The sequence below is a fragment of the Brevundimonas sp. Leaf363 genome (assembly GCF_001424025.1).
In the GTDB taxonomy this organism is placed as follows: Bacteria; Pseudomonadota; Alphaproteobacteria; order Caulobacterales; family Caulobacteraceae; genus Brevundimonas.
This window is the reverse complement of the sequence record NZ_LMPZ01000006.1, coordinates 11,852-26,856: the sequence shown is the minus strand read 5'-3', so window position 1 is coordinate 26,856 and position 15,005 is coordinate 11,852. Positions and strand designations below refer to the sequence as shown.

The following is a 15,005-nucleotide window of genomic DNA, read 5'->3' as shown; positions in this document are numbered from 1 at the left end:
GCTCCATACGGCTACGGTTGAGGACATGATGCGCTTCTGGCTGATCCTTCTGGCCGCCCTGGCGATGGCGACGGCGGTGCGGGCGCAAGACGTCCAGACGGTGACGTTCGTCGCCAGCGAGGCCGACTGGCCCAATCCCGAACGCGGCTTCTACCGGGTGATCGGGCCCGATCTGGCGCGGGCGAGCGGGGCCGATATGGCCGAAGCCTTCGCGGCCGGTTTCCGGCTGGTCTACGTGAAGATCGACCTGGAGCCGTGGCGCGAGGCGGCCTTGCCGGAGAGCGAAATCCAGGCGCTGGACGCCGCCTTCGGGCGGGCGCGGCGGACCGGGATCAAGCTGATCGTACGGGCGTCCTACAACGATCCCCAGGGCGAGACCGGATACCGTGATGCGCGTGACGCGCCGCTGGCGATCGTGGAACGACATCTGGCGCAGCTGACGCCGGTGTTCGCCGCCAATCAGGACGTCATCGCGGTGGTCCAGGCCGGGCTGATCGGGGCCTGGGGCGAATGGCACACGTCCAGCAACGGCCTGGCGACGCCTGAGAACAAGCTGAGGGTGAAGGACGCCCTGATGGCGGCGGTCCCGCAGGGGCGGTTCGTCCAGTTCCGCTATCCGCCCGACCTGATCGCCTGGCGGGCCCGGCCGGAGGGACGGGTCGGGTTCCACAACGACTGCTTCCTGGCCAGCGACACCGACGTGGGCACCTATGACGAAGACCCGGCCCTGCGGGCGCGGCAACGGGCGGTGATGCAGGCGCTGGGCGACATCGCGCCCTTCGGCGGCGAGACCTGCAATCCGGCCGACGAGGCGGGCGCGCGGCCTCGGGCGGACTGCGCCGATATTCTGGGCGAAGGGGCCGCGTTCAACCTGACCTATCTGAACGACAGCTATTACCGACGCGCCTTCCATGAGCGCTGGATCGCCGGGGGCTGCATGGATCAGGTCCGGCGCTCGATGGGGTATCGCTTCGCGCTCGGCGCGGCCGAGGTTCCACACCGGACCACGCCGGGGGCGAGGTTCGAGGTTTCGCTGGCGGTGCAGAACCTGGGCTGGTCCCGGCCGATGAACGCGCGGCCCGTCGAGATCGTGCTGGTCCATGCCGAAACGGGCGAGGTCCGGCGTCTGCCGACGGCGAGCGTCGATGCGCGCGACTGGGGGCCGGGCGAGACGGCGGCGGGGCTCGGCGTCACGTCGCCGGTCGATCTGGCGCCCGGGCGCTGGCGGGTGCTGCTGGCCCTGCCGGACGCCGATCCCCGACTGGCGGGGGACGCCCGCTATGCCATCCGCTTCGCCAATGCGGACGACGCCGCCCGGAGGCAGGGGTGGGACGCCGCGCTCGGCGCCTTCGCCCTGGGCGTGGAGATCACGGTCGACTAGGCCTTCGGAAACGGCCCGGCGCGGCTGAGGCGAGAGGGCGGGCGGATGCCGAGCTGCTCGCCGATCCATCCGGCGGTGTCGATCAGGGCGCCGAGATCGTAGCCGGTTTCGAACCCGGCCCGCTCCAGCATGTAGACCAGGTCCTCGGTCGCGATGTTGCCGGTGGCGCCGGGCGCGAAGGGGCAGCCGCCGATGCCGCCGCAGCTGGCGTCCAGGATGTCCACCCCCGCCTCGACCCCGGCGTAGGCGTTGGCCAGGCCGGTGTTGCGGGTGTCGTGGAAATGCAGACGCAGGACCGCGTCCGGCGCGGCCTTGCGGGCGGCTTCGACCTTCTTGGTGACGGCCCAGGGATCGCCCGCGCCGATGGTGTCGGCCAGGGCGATCTCGTCGAAGCCCAGGGCGGCGATGGCGGCGACGCGCTCGGCGACCTGATCGACCGACACCTCCCCGTCGAAGGGGCAGCCCCAGACGCAGGAGATCGTCACCGACAGCGACGGCGCGGCGCCGCCCGGCTCGGCGTTGTGGCGGCGGGCGACGATCTCTTCCAGCATGACCTGCTGGTCCTTCACCGACAGACCCTGGTTCTTCAGGCCGAAACCGTCCGTGGCGGAGACCGAGACGTTGATCTCGTCCACGGCCGTGGCCGCGGCGCGGTCATAGCCACGCGCGTTCAGCACCAGGCCGATGCGGCTGCGACCTGCCTCGGCCGGCAGGGCGGCCATGACATCCTCTGCGCCGGCCATCTGGGGCACGTACTTGGGGTGGACGAAGCTGGCGGCCTCGATGCGGCGCGCGCCGGCGGCCTCCAGCCGCCGCGTGAACGCGGCCCGGATGGCGGGGTCTAGCACGGCCTTCTCGTTCTGCAGGCCGTCGCGCGGGCCGACCTCGACGATCTGGATGAAGCGGCTCATCGCGCCGCTCGCACCGGCGACGGAGGGGCGTAGACCGTCAGGCTGACGTCGTCGCCGCTAGAATAGTTATGGCCCGTCACCACGCCGGTCGCGCGCCCGGCCACGCCCCAGCGCGCGGCGGCATGTCGGAAGGCGTCGGCGTCGCGAGCCTCCACGATGGCGGGGCGGCCTTCCGACAGGGCCCGCGCGGCCCCCTCGGCGTCCGTCAGCTGGGTGTCGCGGCCCTGCAGGAAGACGAAGCTGGGCTCATGAAAGGTGGTGATGGCGACCGGTCCGGCGACGCGGCCCTGACGCGGGTCGATGCCGGCGTCCTGCAAGGCGCGTTCAAGTCGGGGCGCGATCGACAATGGCCGCAACTGGCGGATCTCGCCGGCCAGGCAGGCGTGGGCCAGGACGCCCAGCCCCAAAGCGTATGCGACGGCTCCGAGGGGCGCCTTGTTGAGCAGCAGGAAGCCGCCGATCGCTCCGGCCGCCAGGGCCAAGACCACCGTCATCGCCGCCCAGGTCTGTGCGGTGGAAGAGCCGAACTCGGTCAGGCCGTAGATGGCGATGGCGCTGATGACCACGGCCGCGAACAGCCCCAGGCCCGCGCCGATCACGCGCGACAGCCTGCCGATGGGCTGCGCCAGCGCGGCCGCCGCCAGCAGGGCGATCGCGCCGAACGTGGGCAGGGTGTAGTGCCACAGCTTGGTCGGGGCCAGCTCGAACATCAGCCAGCCGGGGACCAGCCAGCAGACCGCGAAGCGCACCGCCGGGTCGTTGCGACGCGACCAGGCCGTCGACACGGCGGCGGGCAGCAGCAGGGTGACGGGAAACAGCAGCAGCGGCGACAGCAGCACATACATGCCCGGCAGGCCGCCGTGGCTTTCCTGCGCGCCCGTGATCTTGCCGCCCAGGTCGTGGCCGACCGCCTCGCGCCAGAAGTCGCCGTCCGTGGCGATGGTGATGGCGATGGCCCACGGTCCGACGATCAGCAGCGTCAGCGGCAGCCCCCAGCCCCAGCCCAGCTTCTTCAGCCAGCGGGCGTCGCGATCCCAGACGGTCAGGGCGATGACGGCCAGTCCGACGACCAGCAGGCCGATCGGCCCCTTCACCAGGATGGAGACGCCCAGGCCCAGCCAGAACAGGAACTTGTGTCGTCGATCCGGCGCCTCGCCCGCCCGGCAGGCCATGTAGATCCGAGAGAGGGCGGCCATCGCCAGGGTGACGGAGGCGCACAGCATCGCATCGGTCTTGGCGATCCCGGCCTCGGACGACAGCAGGAAGGTCGCGCCCAGGATGGCGCCGGCCAGGAAGCCCGCGCGGCGTCCGAACAGGGCGGCGCCGGCCCAGACCACGGCCGCCGCCGCGATCATCGCGCCGAACAGGCTGGGCAGTCGATAGGGTCGGATGTCGCGTTCGGCCGCGTTGGATGTCACGGCCACGGCAGCAGCCTGCATCCAGTAGATCCCGACCGGCTTCTTGTAGCGCGGCTCCTCCTGGAAGCGGATGTCCACGAAGTCGCGGCTCTCCAGCATCTGGGCCGTGGCCTCGGCGAACCGGCTCTCGTCGCGGTCCAGGGGCGGCAGCAGCATCAGGCTGGGCAGGCCCGCGACCAGGGCGACCAGGGCGGCCAGCGCGGGGCCGCGCCAGCCGGCGATCCATTGGTCGAAGTCCCAGGACTTGATATCGAGGCGCGTCATCCGCCCGTCGTACCACGCGCCCCAGCGTGTCGTCAGCCGTCTCCCCTCGCGAACCTTTTGCCGCTAGGAAGCCTCGCATGGCCCGACGTCCTGCATCTTCCGCCCTTCCCGACATCTCCGTCGTCGTGCCCGTGCATGACGAGGCGGGCGCCGCCCCGGCGTTGGCGCGCGAGATCGCCGAGGCCTTTGCGGGCCGGTCCTACGAGATGATCTTCATCGATGACGCCAGCAAGGATGCGACCCTGGCGGAACTGCAGGCGCTGAAGGCCGAGCTGCCGACGCTGCGAGTGCTGGCCCACACGAAGAATGCGGGGCAGAGCCGCGCGGTGCGCACCGGCGTGCGCGCCGCACGGGCGCCGATCGTGGTGACGCTGGACGGCGATGGTCAGAATCCGCCCGCGGACGCGCCTCGTCTCGCCGACGCCCTGATCGCGGCGCCGGACGATGTGGCGCTGGTCGGTGGGCGGCGGGTCAAGCGTCAGGACACGGGCGCAAAGCGCCAGGCCTCCCTGTGGGCCAATCGCATCCGCAGGCGGCTGCTGAACGACGACGCGGACGACACCGGCTGCGGCCTGAAGGCGTTCCGGCGCGACGTGTTTCTGGCGCTGCCCTACTTCGATCACATCCACCGCTACCTGCCGGCGCTGACGATCCGCGAGGGCTATCGCAACCTCTATCTGGACGTCAGCCACCGCGGCCGCGACAGCGGGGTGTCGAAATACACCAACCTGGGCCGGCTGAAGGCCTCGGTGTCGGATCTGCTGGGCGTGATGTGGCTGAAGACCCGGCTGCGTCAGCCGGGTCCGGTCAGCGAGGTCTAGGCCGAAAGGCCCCGGGTCAGGCGGCGTTGGCCGCCTTGGACTTCAGCTTGTCCTGATGGGCCTTGATGCCCAGGGCGATCAGTTCGGCGGCCTCGCCGGCGTCACCCCAGCCCTTGACCGTGACCGACTTGCCCTTCTCCAGATCCTTGTAGCGGGTGAAGAAGTGCTCGATCTGCTCGACCAGGATCGCCGGCAGCTGCCGATAGCTGGCGATGTCGGTGTAGTAGGGGTTCAGCTTGTCGACCGGCACGGCCAGGATCTTCTCGTCGCCGCCGGCCTCGTCGACCATCTTCAGCACGCCGATCGGGCGCGAGCGGATGATGCAGCCCGGCACCACCGGCGTCGGGTTCAGCACGATCACGTCGCAGGGGTCGCCGTCGTCCGACAGCGTGTGCGGGATGAAGCCGTAGTTGCCCGGATAGTACATCGCCGTATGCAGGAAACGGTCGACGAACAGGGCGCCCGAGGCCTTGTCCATCTCGTATTTGACCGGCAGCCCGCCTTGGGGAATCTCGATCACCACGTTCAGGTCCCACGGCGGGTTGGGGCCGGCGGGAATGGCGTCGAGGTTCATGATGGGCTCGGATTGTGCAACTGCGAAATAGGAAGGCGGCGTTGATAGACTTTGACGGTAGCGACGGCAAGCGTGGCCGCCTGGCGGGCGAGCCGCTAAGGTAAGCGCGCAATGACTTCGCTCGACTGGTTCGCCGCAACGCTCTTCATCCTCTGCTGGCTCGGTTATGGGCCGGCGATGGAGGCGGTCGGCCGACGCTGGGGCACGCTGAACGCCGACATGGTCCACATCCGCCACGCCTGGATGGCGGCGATGACGGGCCGCGAGGTGCGGCTGCTGGACAGCCAGCTGATGGGCCACACCATCAACTCGGCCTCATTCTTCGCCTCGACCAACCTGCTGCTGATCGCGGCCGTGGCGGGCATCCTGTTCGGCGGCGAGAGCGCGCTGCGCGGCTTTGCCGCCGTCGGCGCCGAGTCCGTGTCGATCCCGCTGCTCGAAGCCAAGCTCGCCCTCGTCCTGGTCTGCCTGGCGCGCGGGTTGATGGATTTCATCTGGTCGATCCGCCAGATGAACTACACCGTCGCCCTCATCGGCGCGGCGCCCGAGATCGAGGGAAAGCGTGACCGCATCGCATTCGGGCAGGCGACGGCGCGCCTGCTGAACCCGGCGTTGGCGTCCTTCAGCCAGGGCGTGCGGGGCTATTACTTCGCGCTGGCGGCGGCGACCTGGCTGTTCGGCCCGCTCTGGCTGGCGGGCGGGGTCATCTGGGCGTTCAGCCTGCTGGTCTGGCGACAGCAGGGTTCGCCGGCGGCCAAGGCGATCCGCGATGCGCGGGGCCTGCTCGACGACGATATGTGATCAAGCGTAACCTTGCGTGAACGCACTTGCGAAATAACCGCTTGACGTTTGTGCGCTGCAACCTAACTATGCCTGTGACGCCTCCGGGCGTCTTGCCCTTCCTGGGCGTTTCCTCCCTATAGACTTTATGCCGCGCCCTCGGGCGCGGCTTTTTTCTTGGCGTTAGCGGTCCCATCGCTCGGCGCACAGCCCGGCGATGACGCGCGCCACGTCCTTGCGCCGCCGCTCATAGCCATGGCCCGGCCCGCCGGCGACCGGATCGAGATAGAGGCCGCGCCGGATCTCGATCTGGATCGCCTCATACCCCTCGTCAGGACGGCCCCAGGCCTCTGTGCACCACCCGCCGGCATAGGGGTGGTTCAGCGCGACGCTCCACCCGCACTGCTCGAACAGGGTCCGCACCCGCCGGGTCAGCCGTGCGCCGCACGACGATCCATGCCGGTCGCCCAGAACCACGTCCGGCCCCGCTGCGCCGGGCATGGAGTGCCAGTCCACCAGCACCGCCCGGCCGTGCCGCTCGCGCGCCGACTGCATCAGCCGCGCCAGCGCCGCGTGATACGGCGCATGGGCGAACGCCAGCCGGGCCTCGACCTCCTGCATCGTCAGCCGCCGGTCGTAGAAGGCCTGTCCATCGCCGGTCAGCCGCGCCACCACGCCATACCCGGCCCGAGTCTTGGGACAGGTCGTCCCCTCCACGCCCTCGATCAGCAGCGGGTCCAGCGCGTCCGGCGGGCGGTTCAGATCGACATAGCCCCGGCCGATCCGCGCCCGGATCAGGGCGGCGCCCTGCGACGGCCCCGTGGCGATCAGCCGGTCGACCAGGGCGTCCTCGGCGCTTCGCAGACTGCGCTCGGGCAAGTCGGCGCGTGGCCGCATGTCGGCCGGATAGCGGTCGCCCGAGTGGGGCGAGGCGAAGACCAGCGGGCCGGGCGTGGCCGCCGCCTCGATCTCGAACACGGGCGTGGCCGACGAATCCATCCCCAGACGCTTAGTCCTCCGCGCGCCCGGCCCCAATGCGCGACCGGTGATTTTCATGGGCGGTTTACCGCTTCGGGCCTAGCGTGACGCTCGACTTCACGGGGACGGTTTCGGACATGGCGCGCATTCTGCTGGCGGAAGACGACGGATCGCTGCGCGGCTTCCTGACCCGTGCGCTGGAGCGCGCCGGCCATCAGGTGGTCGATTGCGAGAACGGCGACGACGCCATCGACGCCCTGGAGCACGGCCCCTACGACCTGCTGCTGACCGACATCGTCATGCCGGGCGCCGACGGCATCGAGGTGGCCCGCATCGCCGCCGCGCGCCAGCCGGGCCTGCGCATCATGTTCATCACCGGCTTCGCCGCCGTCGCCCTGTCCGCCGCCCAGGCCTCGCCCCAGGCCAAGGTCCTGTCCAAGCCCGTTCACCTGCGGGACCTGGTCAACGAAGTGGAACGGATGGTCGCCGCCTAGGCGGTCTCCAGCTCCGGATCGGCATAGGGCGTAAAGGCCTGCGCCCTTGGCTCGACCCAGGCCGAGGCCAGCGACGCCTTCAGCCGCTCCAGATAGGCCGCGTCCTCGACCCGCACCGCCGCCGGCGCCATCTCCAGCACCGTCTCCTTCGCGATCGGCGCCCCCTCGATCAGGCGCCGCAGCAGCGTCATGGCGTGGATGGCGACCTGATGCGTGGCCGCCATCTCGGCGAACCAGGTCAGGTTGCCCGTGCGCGGACGCACGGCCGCCACGCCGCGCCGGAACACGTCGGCGGCGTTTTCGAACAGCCGGCCCGCCAGATCGGCCTCGTCGCGGGCCAGGGCCAGCAGCCCCGCCATGAACATCGACTTGGCCAGGTTGTAGCTGCGGTTGCAGTTGACGATCCGGTCGATGGACAGGTCGTGATAGGCCACGACCTCGTCCAGCCGAGCCTGGGCCGCATCGACCTCGCCGCGGCCCATGTGCATCTGCCACAGCGCCATCCGCATCGAGACGAACAGCTGCTCCACGTCGCTGCGCACCCCCACGCCGGTGGTCGGCATGGCGGCCAGCACGGCGTTCATCCGCTCGAACACGGCCTGCGTCCACTCCGGCGGATCGTGCCGGTCCAGCTCGATCGACTTGTACAGGTGGATGACGAAGGCGTTGATCAGATAGCCGTCCTGATAGCCGTCCGGCGTCTGCGCCACCCCCGGTCCGCGCAGCACCTGGCCGGTCACGAACCGCACCGTCTCGGGGTCCGCGTGGCGACGACTGCCGAAGCTCAGCGCCGCCCGGAAGGTCTCTTCGTCCGTCGGCAGAAGATCGCCTAGCCCGCCTTCGGTGCTCGCCCAATCGACGTGCGTTCCGTCGTCCAGCTGCACCTCCAGCCGCTTGATCAGGCCGCCGGGCAGGGCGAAGACCTGGTCGATCCGGTCCGGCGCCCGCTTCAGCCGTCGCCGCGCCCGGGCCGACAGTGCATCTCCCAACGCCCTCAGCGCCCGCAGATGCCCGCCCCGGACCTCCAGCAACGGCAGGCTGATCTCGCCCGCCGCCGTCTGCGCGATCAGCACCGGCGGCCGTCCCGCCGACCCATGCAGGCGCACCGCCACGGCCGCGCCGCGCACCAGCCCGATCGCCAGCGGCGCCGGCGCCGTCTCCTCGCTGGTCATTATCGGCGGCCTCCCCCAAGGCTGGGTAATGTCGTCATCCCTAACCGCCGGCACCGCCCGGCGCCACCGCCGCGATCACGCAGCCGGACGTCCCCCACCCATCATTCCAAAGAGACGCTTGATACCGCAGCCCGCCCCCGCTATACGACCGCCCTTCCCGACCTTCGGATGCCGGAGTCGTCGCCTTGGCGGATGCGTAGCTCAGCGGGAGAGCACCTCGTTGACATCGAGGGGGTCACAGGTTCAATCCCTGTCGCGTCCACCATCTCCTCTCCACCGTCTGAGCCTGCGCCGATGCGGCGCGAGCTGTTGTGGCGTTTCATGATGACGGGACCGTTTGCGAGCCGCTAAGACGGGCGCGCTGGATCGGGAAGCGGGGGAACAATGGCGAACGAAGGCAAGGGCAAGGTCGCGCTGATCACGGGCGTGACGGGTCAGGACGGGGCGTATCTCGCCGACCTGCTGCTGGAAAAGGGCTATACGGTCCACGGCGTGAAGCGCCGGTCGTCGTCGTTCAACACCGGCCGCATCGACCACATCTATCAGGACCCGCACGAGGCCAACCCCAAGTTCGTCCTGCACTACGGCGACCTGACCGACTCGACCAATCTGATCCGCATCGTCCAGGAGACCCAGCCGGACGAGATCTACAACCTGGCCGCCATGAGCCACGTCCAGGTGTCGTTCGGCACGCCGGAATACACCGCCAACGCCGACGGCATCGGCACCCTGCGCATTCTGGAGGCGATCCGTATCCTGGGGCTGGAGAAGAAGACCCGCTTCTATCAGGCCTCGACATCGGAGCTGTACGGCAAGGTGCAGGAAGTGCCGCAGTCGGAGACGACGCCCTTCTATCCGCGCAGCCCCTATGCCGTGGCCAAGATGTACGGCTTCTGGATCGTGGTGAACTACCGCGAGGCCTACGGCATCCATGCCTCGAACGGCATCCTGTTCAACCACGAGAGCCCGCTGCGCGGCGAGACCTTCGTGACCCGCAAGATCACGCGCGCCGCCGCCGCCATCAAGCTGGGCTATCAGCAGACCTTGTTCCTGGGGAACATCGACGCCAAACGCGACTGGGGCCATGCCAAGGAATACGTCCGCGGCATGTGGCTGATGCTGCAGCAGGACCAGCCGGACGACTACGTCCTGGCGACCGGTGAGACGACCATCATCCGCGATTTCGTCACGGAGGCCTTCAGGAACGTCGACATCTCCCTGCGCTGGGAAGGTACAGGCGTCGACGAGAAGGGCGTCTGTACTGAGACCGGCCGCGTCTATGTCGAGATCGACCCCCGCTACTTCCGCCCCACCGAGGTCGACCTGCTGATCGGCGACCCGTCCAAGGCGAAGAAGAAGCTCGGCTGGACCCACGAGACCAAGTGGCAGGCCCTGTGCGCCGAGATGGTGGCGGCGGATCTGGTCGTCGTGGCGCGGGAGCAGCGGGGCAATGGCGAATGAGGCGGCCATCGCGCCGGTGATCTTCCCGCTCGCCGGCAAGCGCGTCTGGGTCGCCGGTCACCGCGGCATGGTCGGCTCGGCCATCGTGCGCCGGCTGGCCTCCGAGGACTGCGAAATCATCACCGCCACCCGCGCCGAGGTCGATCTGAAGGATCCGGCGGCGGTCCTGGCCTTCGTCGGCGACAAGAAGCCGGACGCCATCTTCATGGCGGCGGCCAAGGTCGGCGGCATCCTGGCCAACGACACATATCCGGCCGACTTCCTCTACGACAACCTGATGATCGCCGCGAACGTCACCGAGGCGGCGTACCGGCACGGCGTCGGCAAGATGCTGTTCCTGGGCTCCAGCTGCATCTATCCGAAGGAAGCGCCCCAGCCGATCCCGGAAGACGCCCTGCTGACCGGCCCGCTGGAGCCCACCAACGAGTGGTACGCCATCGCCAAGATCGCCGGCATCAAGCTGGCCCAGGCGTACCGCAAGCAGCACGGCTGCGACTTCGTCAGCGCCATGCCGACCAACCTTTACGGGCCCGGCGACAACTTCGACCTGAACTCCAGCCACGTCCTGCCGGCCCTGATCCGCAAGGCGCATGAGGCCAAGGCGACGGGCGCCGACCATATCACCATCTGGGGCACGGGCACGCCGCGGCGCGAGTTCCTGCACGCGGACGACTGCGCGGATGCGTGCGTGTTCCTGATGCAGCGGTATTCCGACTTCGAGCACGTCAACGTCGGATCCGGCGAGGACATCGCCATCGGCGATCTGGCCCGTCTGGTGTGCGATGTCGTGGGCTTCGAGGGCGAAATCCGCACGGATACGTCGAAGCCGGACGGTACGATGCGCAAGCTGATGAGCGGCGATCGTCTGAGGGCGCTCGGCTGGACGTCGGCCGTCGAACTGAGAGCCGGGATCGCCTCCGTCTATCGCGAGCACTTCTGACGGATCGCGTCCGCCTGATCTTCTAGGCCAGACCGGGCGCCACCCCGCCGGGGAAGCAGATCGCGGCTGACCGGTGCATCTGGCGCAGGGCGCCCAGGATGTCGCCCAGGGCGGCGGCCGAGGCGACCTCTTCGATGGGCTGGCCGTCCTCCAGCACCGTCTCGAACCACAGGCCGTCGTCGTTCAGGAACCGCCACAGGGCCGTCAGGGCGCGGCCGGCGTCGGCGACATAGCGCGCGCGCTCGGGCCCCTCCGTCAGCTCGGCCAAAGCCAGGGCGGCGCGCAGCCAGTGCGCCTGTGTGCGCAGGCGGGCGCGGCGGTTCTGGGCCCGACCCGGCGCGGCCGCCTCCAGCGCCAGACCGCGCCTCGGATCGACCGCGTCCAGGCCGCGCCGGTACAGGGCCGCCGCCAGAGCGCCCGCGTCGGGCCGACGCAGCAGGCTCGCCTCGCGCGCGCGCAACCACGCCCAGTCAAACAGACGCCCGGTGGCGTAATCACCCTCCGACGCCGCCATGACCTGCGACAGTGCGGGTGGTTCGGCCGCGCCGCGCTCGATGGCGAACAGCCCAAGGTCCGCCAGTCGCCCGCTGTCGACCGGATGACGATCCATGCCGGCCGCGCGTGCGATCAGACCGGCCGCCTCGGACGGCGCGGCGGCCCTGGTCTGCATCAGGGCGATCATCCGGTCCGCCTGGTCGCGCAGGTCGCCGGCTCCCGCACCGCCGGAGGCGGTGATCGCCGCCGCCAGTCGCGCGTTCCACGGCCCGCCCCAGCCCAGGTCGCCGGCCTCCGCGAAGGCGCGCGCCAGCCGCGCCAGGCTGCCTGGCCGCGCCGGCGCCGGGGACCGCCGGCCGTCCAGCGTCAGCCCCTCGGCGAACCCCTCGCTCGCGCTCCACACCAGTTCGGACCACAGCGGCAGGGCTCGCAGGCGCAGCCACCGCGCCAGCCGCTCGGCGCCGACCGTCAGGCTCTCGGCCCGGGCGTCCTGGAAATCCAGATGCAGCGGCGAGGCCAGCTTCAGCCGCTCGACCACCTTCTTGACGTCCTGGCTGCGCGACAGGTCGCACACCAGGACGGCGTCGCGTTCGACCACGATGGCCAGGTTCCGCACGCCGATGGCGGCGACCATGACCCCGTCGCAGGCGCGCGCCATGCACCCCTCCGCGTCCTCGAAGACGAAGGCGCCCAGGTCGCCCTCTCCCGTCGCGGCCACCGCGTCCCAGGCGCCCAGGTCAGACCAGGCGAAATCGACCGCCAACACCGACGCCCGCGTCGTCTTCTCCATCACGGCGTAGTCGATGGAGATCTTGGGGGCGGCCAGGAAGCCGGGGCCCAGATCGGCGACCACAGCCCCGTCGTCCGGCAGGCTGGCCCGCGCCGCCGCCTCCACCGCCGGCGCCTCCGCCCGCAATTCGCTCAGCAGGACATTCGCGCGCGCGATGAAGTTGCCGCTGTTCCACAGGTAGCCGCCCGCGATGTAACGCTCGGCCGCGGCCCGGTCCGGCTTTTCGACGAAGGCGGCGACCGGCGACAGGTCGGTCCCCTCCGGGGCGATATAGCCATAGGCCGACGACGGTTCGGTCGGTCGCACGCCCAGCGTCACGATCCGTCCGTCGGCCGCGGCTTCGGCGCCGCGCGTCACGGCGGCGCGGAAGCCCTCGTGATCCGGGATGTGGTGATCCGAGGCGACGAAGACGTTCACGCCCGCCGCGTCCCGCGCCTCGGTCCAGGCGGCGGCGGCGGCCATGGCGGCGGCGCTGTCGCGAGGTTCGGGCTCCAGCAGAACCTGCGCCTCGATCCCGATCTCGGCCAGCTGGTCCAGGATCGCCTGCCGGTGCGCCTTGCCTCCCACGACGATCAGCCGCCCGCCGTCCTCGGCCAGCGGAGCGACCCGCAGCGCCGTCTCCTGAAACAACGAACGGTTGCCGGACAAGGGAATGAACTGTTTGGGCCGCGACGGGCGCGACGCGGGCCACAACCGCGTCCCCGCGCCCCCGCACATGATCACCGGATAGAGCCCCATGGGCCGATCAGACCAGAGAAGCCGTCCGGCCGAAAGTCTTCAAATGCCGCCGCGCCGGCCCATATGTCGGCTCTCGGCAATTGGCGCCTTTCGCGCCGCCAGGCATTCAGGCCGCGATGACTTCCTCGATCGCCTTTGTCGGCGCCGGCCCAACCACGCTCTACACCTTGAACGCGCTGCTCGCCCAAGGCGTGTCCGGGGCGCGCATCACCGTGTTCGAGGCCCAGCCGACCGCCGGCCTTGGAAGTCCCTATCGCCCTGGCTGGAACGACCCGGCCATGCTGTCGAATATCGCCAGCGTCGAGATCCCGCCGCTGGGCGAGACCCTGCTGGCCTGGCTGCACAATCAGACCGCGTCGGACCTGCATGACATGGGGGTCCAGACGGCGGACATCAGCGATCGGGCCTTCGTGCCCCGCGTGGCGCTCGGGCGCTATTTCCAGGACCAATTCGACGCCCTGATGCGAAGGGCGCGCGAGGCGGGCAATACGGTCGATATCCGCACCCGTTGTCGCGTGGTCGACGCCGCCAATACGGCGGACGGCATGCGGCTGACCCTGTCGCCCCAGGGCGGCGGCGGCGTGAGCCATGCGCTGTTCGACCACGTCGTGCTGGCCACCGGACACCAGTGGCCCTCCCAGCAGGAGGTGCGCCCCGGCTATTTCCTCAGCCCCTGGCCGGCGACGACCCTGGCGAGCCTGCCCGCGACGGATATCGGCATCCGGGGTTCGTCGCTGACCGCGATCGACGCGGCTGTGGCCATCGCCGGCGCGCACGGCGCCTTCGTCCGCCAGGACGACGCCCTGATCTATCAAGCCTCGCCCGGGACCGAGAGGCTGCGTCTCACCATGATGTCGCGCAAGGGCCTGCTGCCCGAAGCGGACTACTACTTCCCGCTGCCGCACGCGCCGCTGGATATCTGCACGCCGGAGGCGATCGGGCGACTGACGTCGGCGGCCGATGCGGCGCTGCTGGACGACGTGTTCGACCTGTTCCGGCGCGAGCTCATGGCGGTCGATCCCGCCTACGCCGCCGCTACCGGCCTGGAGCACGCCACGCTGGAGACCTTCAGCGAGGCCTATTTCGCCGAGCGCGCGGCGGTCGATCCCTTTGAGTGGGCGGCCGCCAATCTGGAGGAAGCCCGCGCCAACCACGCGGCTCAGGTGACGGTGCCCTGGCGGGACGCCATCCTGCGTATGCACGAGGTCGTGGCGGCCGTCGTGCCCCACCTGGACGGCCCTCAATTCCAGCGCTTTAACCGCGACCTCAAGCCGATTTTCGTCGATGCCTACGGCGCCGTGCCGCATGAATCCGTGGAGCGGATGTTGGCGCTGCGGCGCGCCGGCGTGCTGCAGATCCTGGCCTTGGGCGACGACTACCGCATCGACACCCATCGTCCCGAGGGCGGCGTCCTGCTGATCCATGGCGACCGCCCACGGCATTTCCCCGTCTTCATCGAGGCGACGGGCCAGCGGCCCTTGGGCGCCATCCAGTTCCCCTTTCTGTCGTTGCTGGAGCAGGGCATCGTGCGCGACGAGAGCAGCAGCGACGCGCCGGACGCCGCGCGCGGCATCGTCATCGACGACGTCTTCCATCCGATCGCCGACGGCGTGCCGGAAGATCGCCTGTTCTGCCTCAGCCTGCCCTTCATCATGGGTCGCCATCCCTTCGTGCAGGGCATCACCAGCTCGCACGAGATGGGCGAGATCGTCGGCCGCCGTCTGGCGCTGGCGCTTGGGGCGATGAAGCCTGTATCGGATGCGCTCCAAACCGCTGCCTAGGCGAGCC

At 70.0% G+C, this 15,005-nt stretch carries 13 protein-coding genes and 1 tRNA gene; 8 read left to right on the top strand and 6 right to left on the bottom strand.

Annotation, left to right across the window (positions count from 1 at the left end; genetic code table 11):
• The first annotated feature begins 28 nt into the window (after positions 1-28).
• The gene (locus ASG17_RS14940) at positions 29-1,381 is read left to right on the top strand and encodes a DUF4832 domain-containing protein (RefSeq protein WP_235560485.1); all 1,353 of its coding nucleotides are present in this window, start codon (positions 29-31) and stop codon (positions 1,379-1,381) included.
• On the opposite strand, the gene ASG17_RS14935 is transcribed toward ASG17_RS14940, so the two are convergent.
• The gene (locus tag ASG17_RS14935; RefSeq protein WP_056105410.1) at positions 1,378-2,292 is read right to left on the bottom strand and encodes a hydroxymethylglutaryl-CoA lyase; all 915 of its coding nucleotides are present in this window, start codon (positions 2,290-2,292) and stop codon (positions 1,378-1,380) included. The two genes, ASG17_RS14940 and ASG17_RS14935, sit on opposite strands and share 4 nt — an antisense overlap.
• Positions 2,289-3,974: a glycosyltransferase family 39 protein gene (locus ASG17_RS14930; RefSeq protein ID WP_056105408.1), complete on the bottom strand. Its 1,686-nt coding sequence runs from the start codon at positions 3,972-3,974 to the stop codon at positions 2,289-2,291. The genes ASG17_RS14935 and ASG17_RS14930 overlap by 4 nt, the downstream gene beginning before the upstream one ends.
• A gap of 77 nt (positions 3,975-4,051) precedes the next feature.
• Here ASG17_RS14930 and ASG17_RS14925 point away from each other — a divergent pair, with 77 nt between their 5' ends.
• On the top strand, positions 4,052-4,795 hold the full coding sequence (locus ASG17_RS14925; RefSeq protein WP_056105405.1) for a glycosyltransferase family 2 protein: 744 nt from the start codon (positions 4,052-4,054) through the stop codon (positions 4,793-4,795).
• A 16-nt stretch (positions 4,796-4,811) separates the two neighbouring features.
• Here the strand turns inward: ASG17_RS14925 and ppa are convergent, their stop codons facing one another.
• Positions 4,812-5,369 carry an inorganic diphosphatase gene (gene ppa, locus ASG17_RS14920; protein WP_056105403.1) on the bottom strand — a complete coding sequence of 186 codons (558 nt, stop codon included), beginning with the start codon at positions 5,367-5,369 and terminating at the stop codon, positions 4,812-4,814.
• A gap of 111 nt (positions 5,370-5,480) precedes the next feature.
• Between ppa and ASG17_RS14915 the strand changes: the two genes are divergently transcribed.
• Positions 5,481-6,170, top strand: coding sequence for a DUF599 domain-containing protein (locus ASG17_RS14915; protein ID WP_056105401.1), 690 nt, complete (start codon positions 5,481-5,483; stop codon positions 6,168-6,170).
• A gap of 162 nt (positions 6,171-6,332) precedes the next feature.
• Here the strand turns inward: ASG17_RS14915 and ASG17_RS14910 are convergent, their stop codons facing one another.
• Positions 6,333-7,148, bottom strand: coding sequence for an N-formylglutamate amidohydrolase (locus ASG17_RS14910; protein ID WP_056105399.1), 816 nt, complete (start codon positions 7,146-7,148; stop codon positions 6,333-6,335).
• A 116-nt stretch (positions 7,149-7,264) separates the two neighbouring features.
• Between ASG17_RS14910 and cpdR the strand changes: the two genes are divergently transcribed.
• A complete protein-coding gene (cpdR, locus tag ASG17_RS14905; RefSeq protein ID WP_056105397.1) occupies positions 7,265-7,621 on the top strand; it encodes a cell cycle two-component system response regulator CpdR in 357 nt (118 codons plus the stop codon).
• Here cpdR and ASG17_RS14900 read toward each other — a convergent pair.
• The gene (locus tag ASG17_RS14900; RefSeq protein WP_056105393.1) at positions 7,618-8,793 is read right to left on the bottom strand and encodes a hypothetical protein; all 1,176 of its coding nucleotides are present in this window, start codon (positions 8,791-8,793) and stop codon (positions 7,618-7,620) included. The two genes, cpdR and ASG17_RS14900, sit on opposite strands and share 4 nt — an antisense overlap.
• 190 nt (positions 8,794-8,983) lie before the next feature.
• Here ASG17_RS14900 and ASG17_RS14895 point away from each other — a divergent pair.
• The 3 genes from ASG17_RS14895 (at position 8,984) to ASG17_RS14885 (ending at position 11,194) form a co-directional block, all read left to right on the top strand.
• Positions 8,984-9,058 (top strand) — tRNA-Val (locus ASG17_RS14895).
• Between the two features lie 119 nt (positions 9,059-9,177).
• Positions 9,178-10,254 (top strand): GDP-mannose 4,6-dehydratase, encoded by a 1,077-nt coding sequence (gene gmd, locus ASG17_RS14890; RefSeq protein WP_056105391.1) that lies wholly within the window; start codon positions 9,178-9,180, stop codon positions 10,252-10,254.
• Positions 10,244-11,194 (top strand): GDP-L-fucose synthase, encoded by a 951-nt coding sequence (locus tag ASG17_RS14885; RefSeq protein ID WP_056105390.1) that lies wholly within the window; start codon positions 10,244-10,246, stop codon positions 11,192-11,194. Before gmd ends, ASG17_RS14885 begins: the two co-directional genes overlap by 11 nt.
• 22 nt (positions 11,195-11,216) lie before the next feature.
• On the opposite strand, the gene ASG17_RS14880 is transcribed toward ASG17_RS14885, so the two are convergent.
• Complete coding sequence (locus ASG17_RS14880; protein WP_056105388.1) at positions 11,217-13,217, bottom strand: sugar phosphate nucleotidyltransferase; 2,001 nt, start codon at positions 13,215-13,217, stop codon at positions 11,217-11,219.
• Between the two features lie 116 nt (positions 13,218-13,333).
• On the opposite strand from ASG17_RS14880, the gene ASG17_RS14875 reads away from it, so the two are divergent.
• On the top strand, positions 13,334-14,998 hold the full coding sequence (locus ASG17_RS14875; protein WP_056105386.1) for an FAD/NAD(P)-binding protein: 1,665 nt from the start codon (positions 13,334-13,336) through the stop codon (positions 14,996-14,998).
• Positions 14,999-15,005: the final 7 nt, after the last annotated feature.

What these genes read in the sequence shown, in the direction of transcription:
- ASG17_RS14940 (WP_235560485.1), top strand. Translation starts at nt 29, where the DNA reads ATGCGCTTCTGGCTGATCCTTCTGGCCGCCCTGGCGATGGCGACGGCG.
- ASG17_RS14935 (WP_056105410.1), bottom strand. Translation starts at nt 2,292, where the DNA reads ATGAGCCGCTTCATCCAGATCGTCGAGGTCGGCCCGCGCGACGGCCTG.
- ASG17_RS14930 (WP_056105408.1), bottom strand. Translation starts at nt 3,974, where the DNA reads ATGACGCGCCTCGATATCAAGTCCTGGGACTTCGACCAATGGATCGCC.
- ASG17_RS14925 (WP_056105405.1), top strand. Translation starts at nt 4,052, where the DNA reads ATGGCCCGACGTCCTGCATCTTCCGCCCTTCCCGACATCTCCGTCGTC.
- ppa (WP_056105403.1), bottom strand. Translation starts at nt 5,369, where the DNA reads ATGAACCTCGACGCCATTCCCGCCGGCCCCAACCCGCCGTGGGACCTG.
- ASG17_RS14915 (WP_056105401.1), top strand. Translation starts at nt 5,481, where the DNA reads ATGACTTCGCTCGACTGGTTCGCCGCAACGCTCTTCATCCTCTGCTGG.
- ASG17_RS14910 (WP_056105399.1), bottom strand. Translation starts at nt 7,148, where the DNA reads ATGGATTCGTCGGCCACGCCCGTGTTCGAGATCGAGGCGGCGGCCACG.
- cpdR (WP_056105397.1), top strand. Translation starts at nt 7,265, where the DNA reads ATGGCGCGCATTCTGCTGGCGGAAGACGACGGATCGCTGCGCGGCTTC.
- ASG17_RS14900 (WP_056105393.1), bottom strand. Translation starts at nt 8,793, where the DNA reads ATGACCAGCGAGGAGACGGCGCCGGCGCCGCTGGCGATCGGGCTGGTG.
- gmd (WP_056105391.1), top strand. Translation starts at nt 9,178, where the DNA reads ATGGCGAACGAAGGCAAGGGCAAGGTCGCGCTGATCACGGGCGTGACG.
- ASG17_RS14885 (WP_056105390.1), top strand. Translation starts at nt 10,244, where the DNA reads ATGGCGAATGAGGCGGCCATCGCGCCGGTGATCTTCCCGCTCGCCGGC.
- ASG17_RS14880 (WP_056105388.1), bottom strand. Translation starts at nt 13,217, where the DNA reads ATGGGGCTCTATCCGGTGATCATGTGCGGGGGCGCGGGGACGCGGTTG.
- ASG17_RS14875 (WP_056105386.1), top strand. Translation starts at nt 13,334, where the DNA reads ATGACTTCCTCGATCGCCTTTGTCGGCGCCGGCCCAACCACGCTCTAC.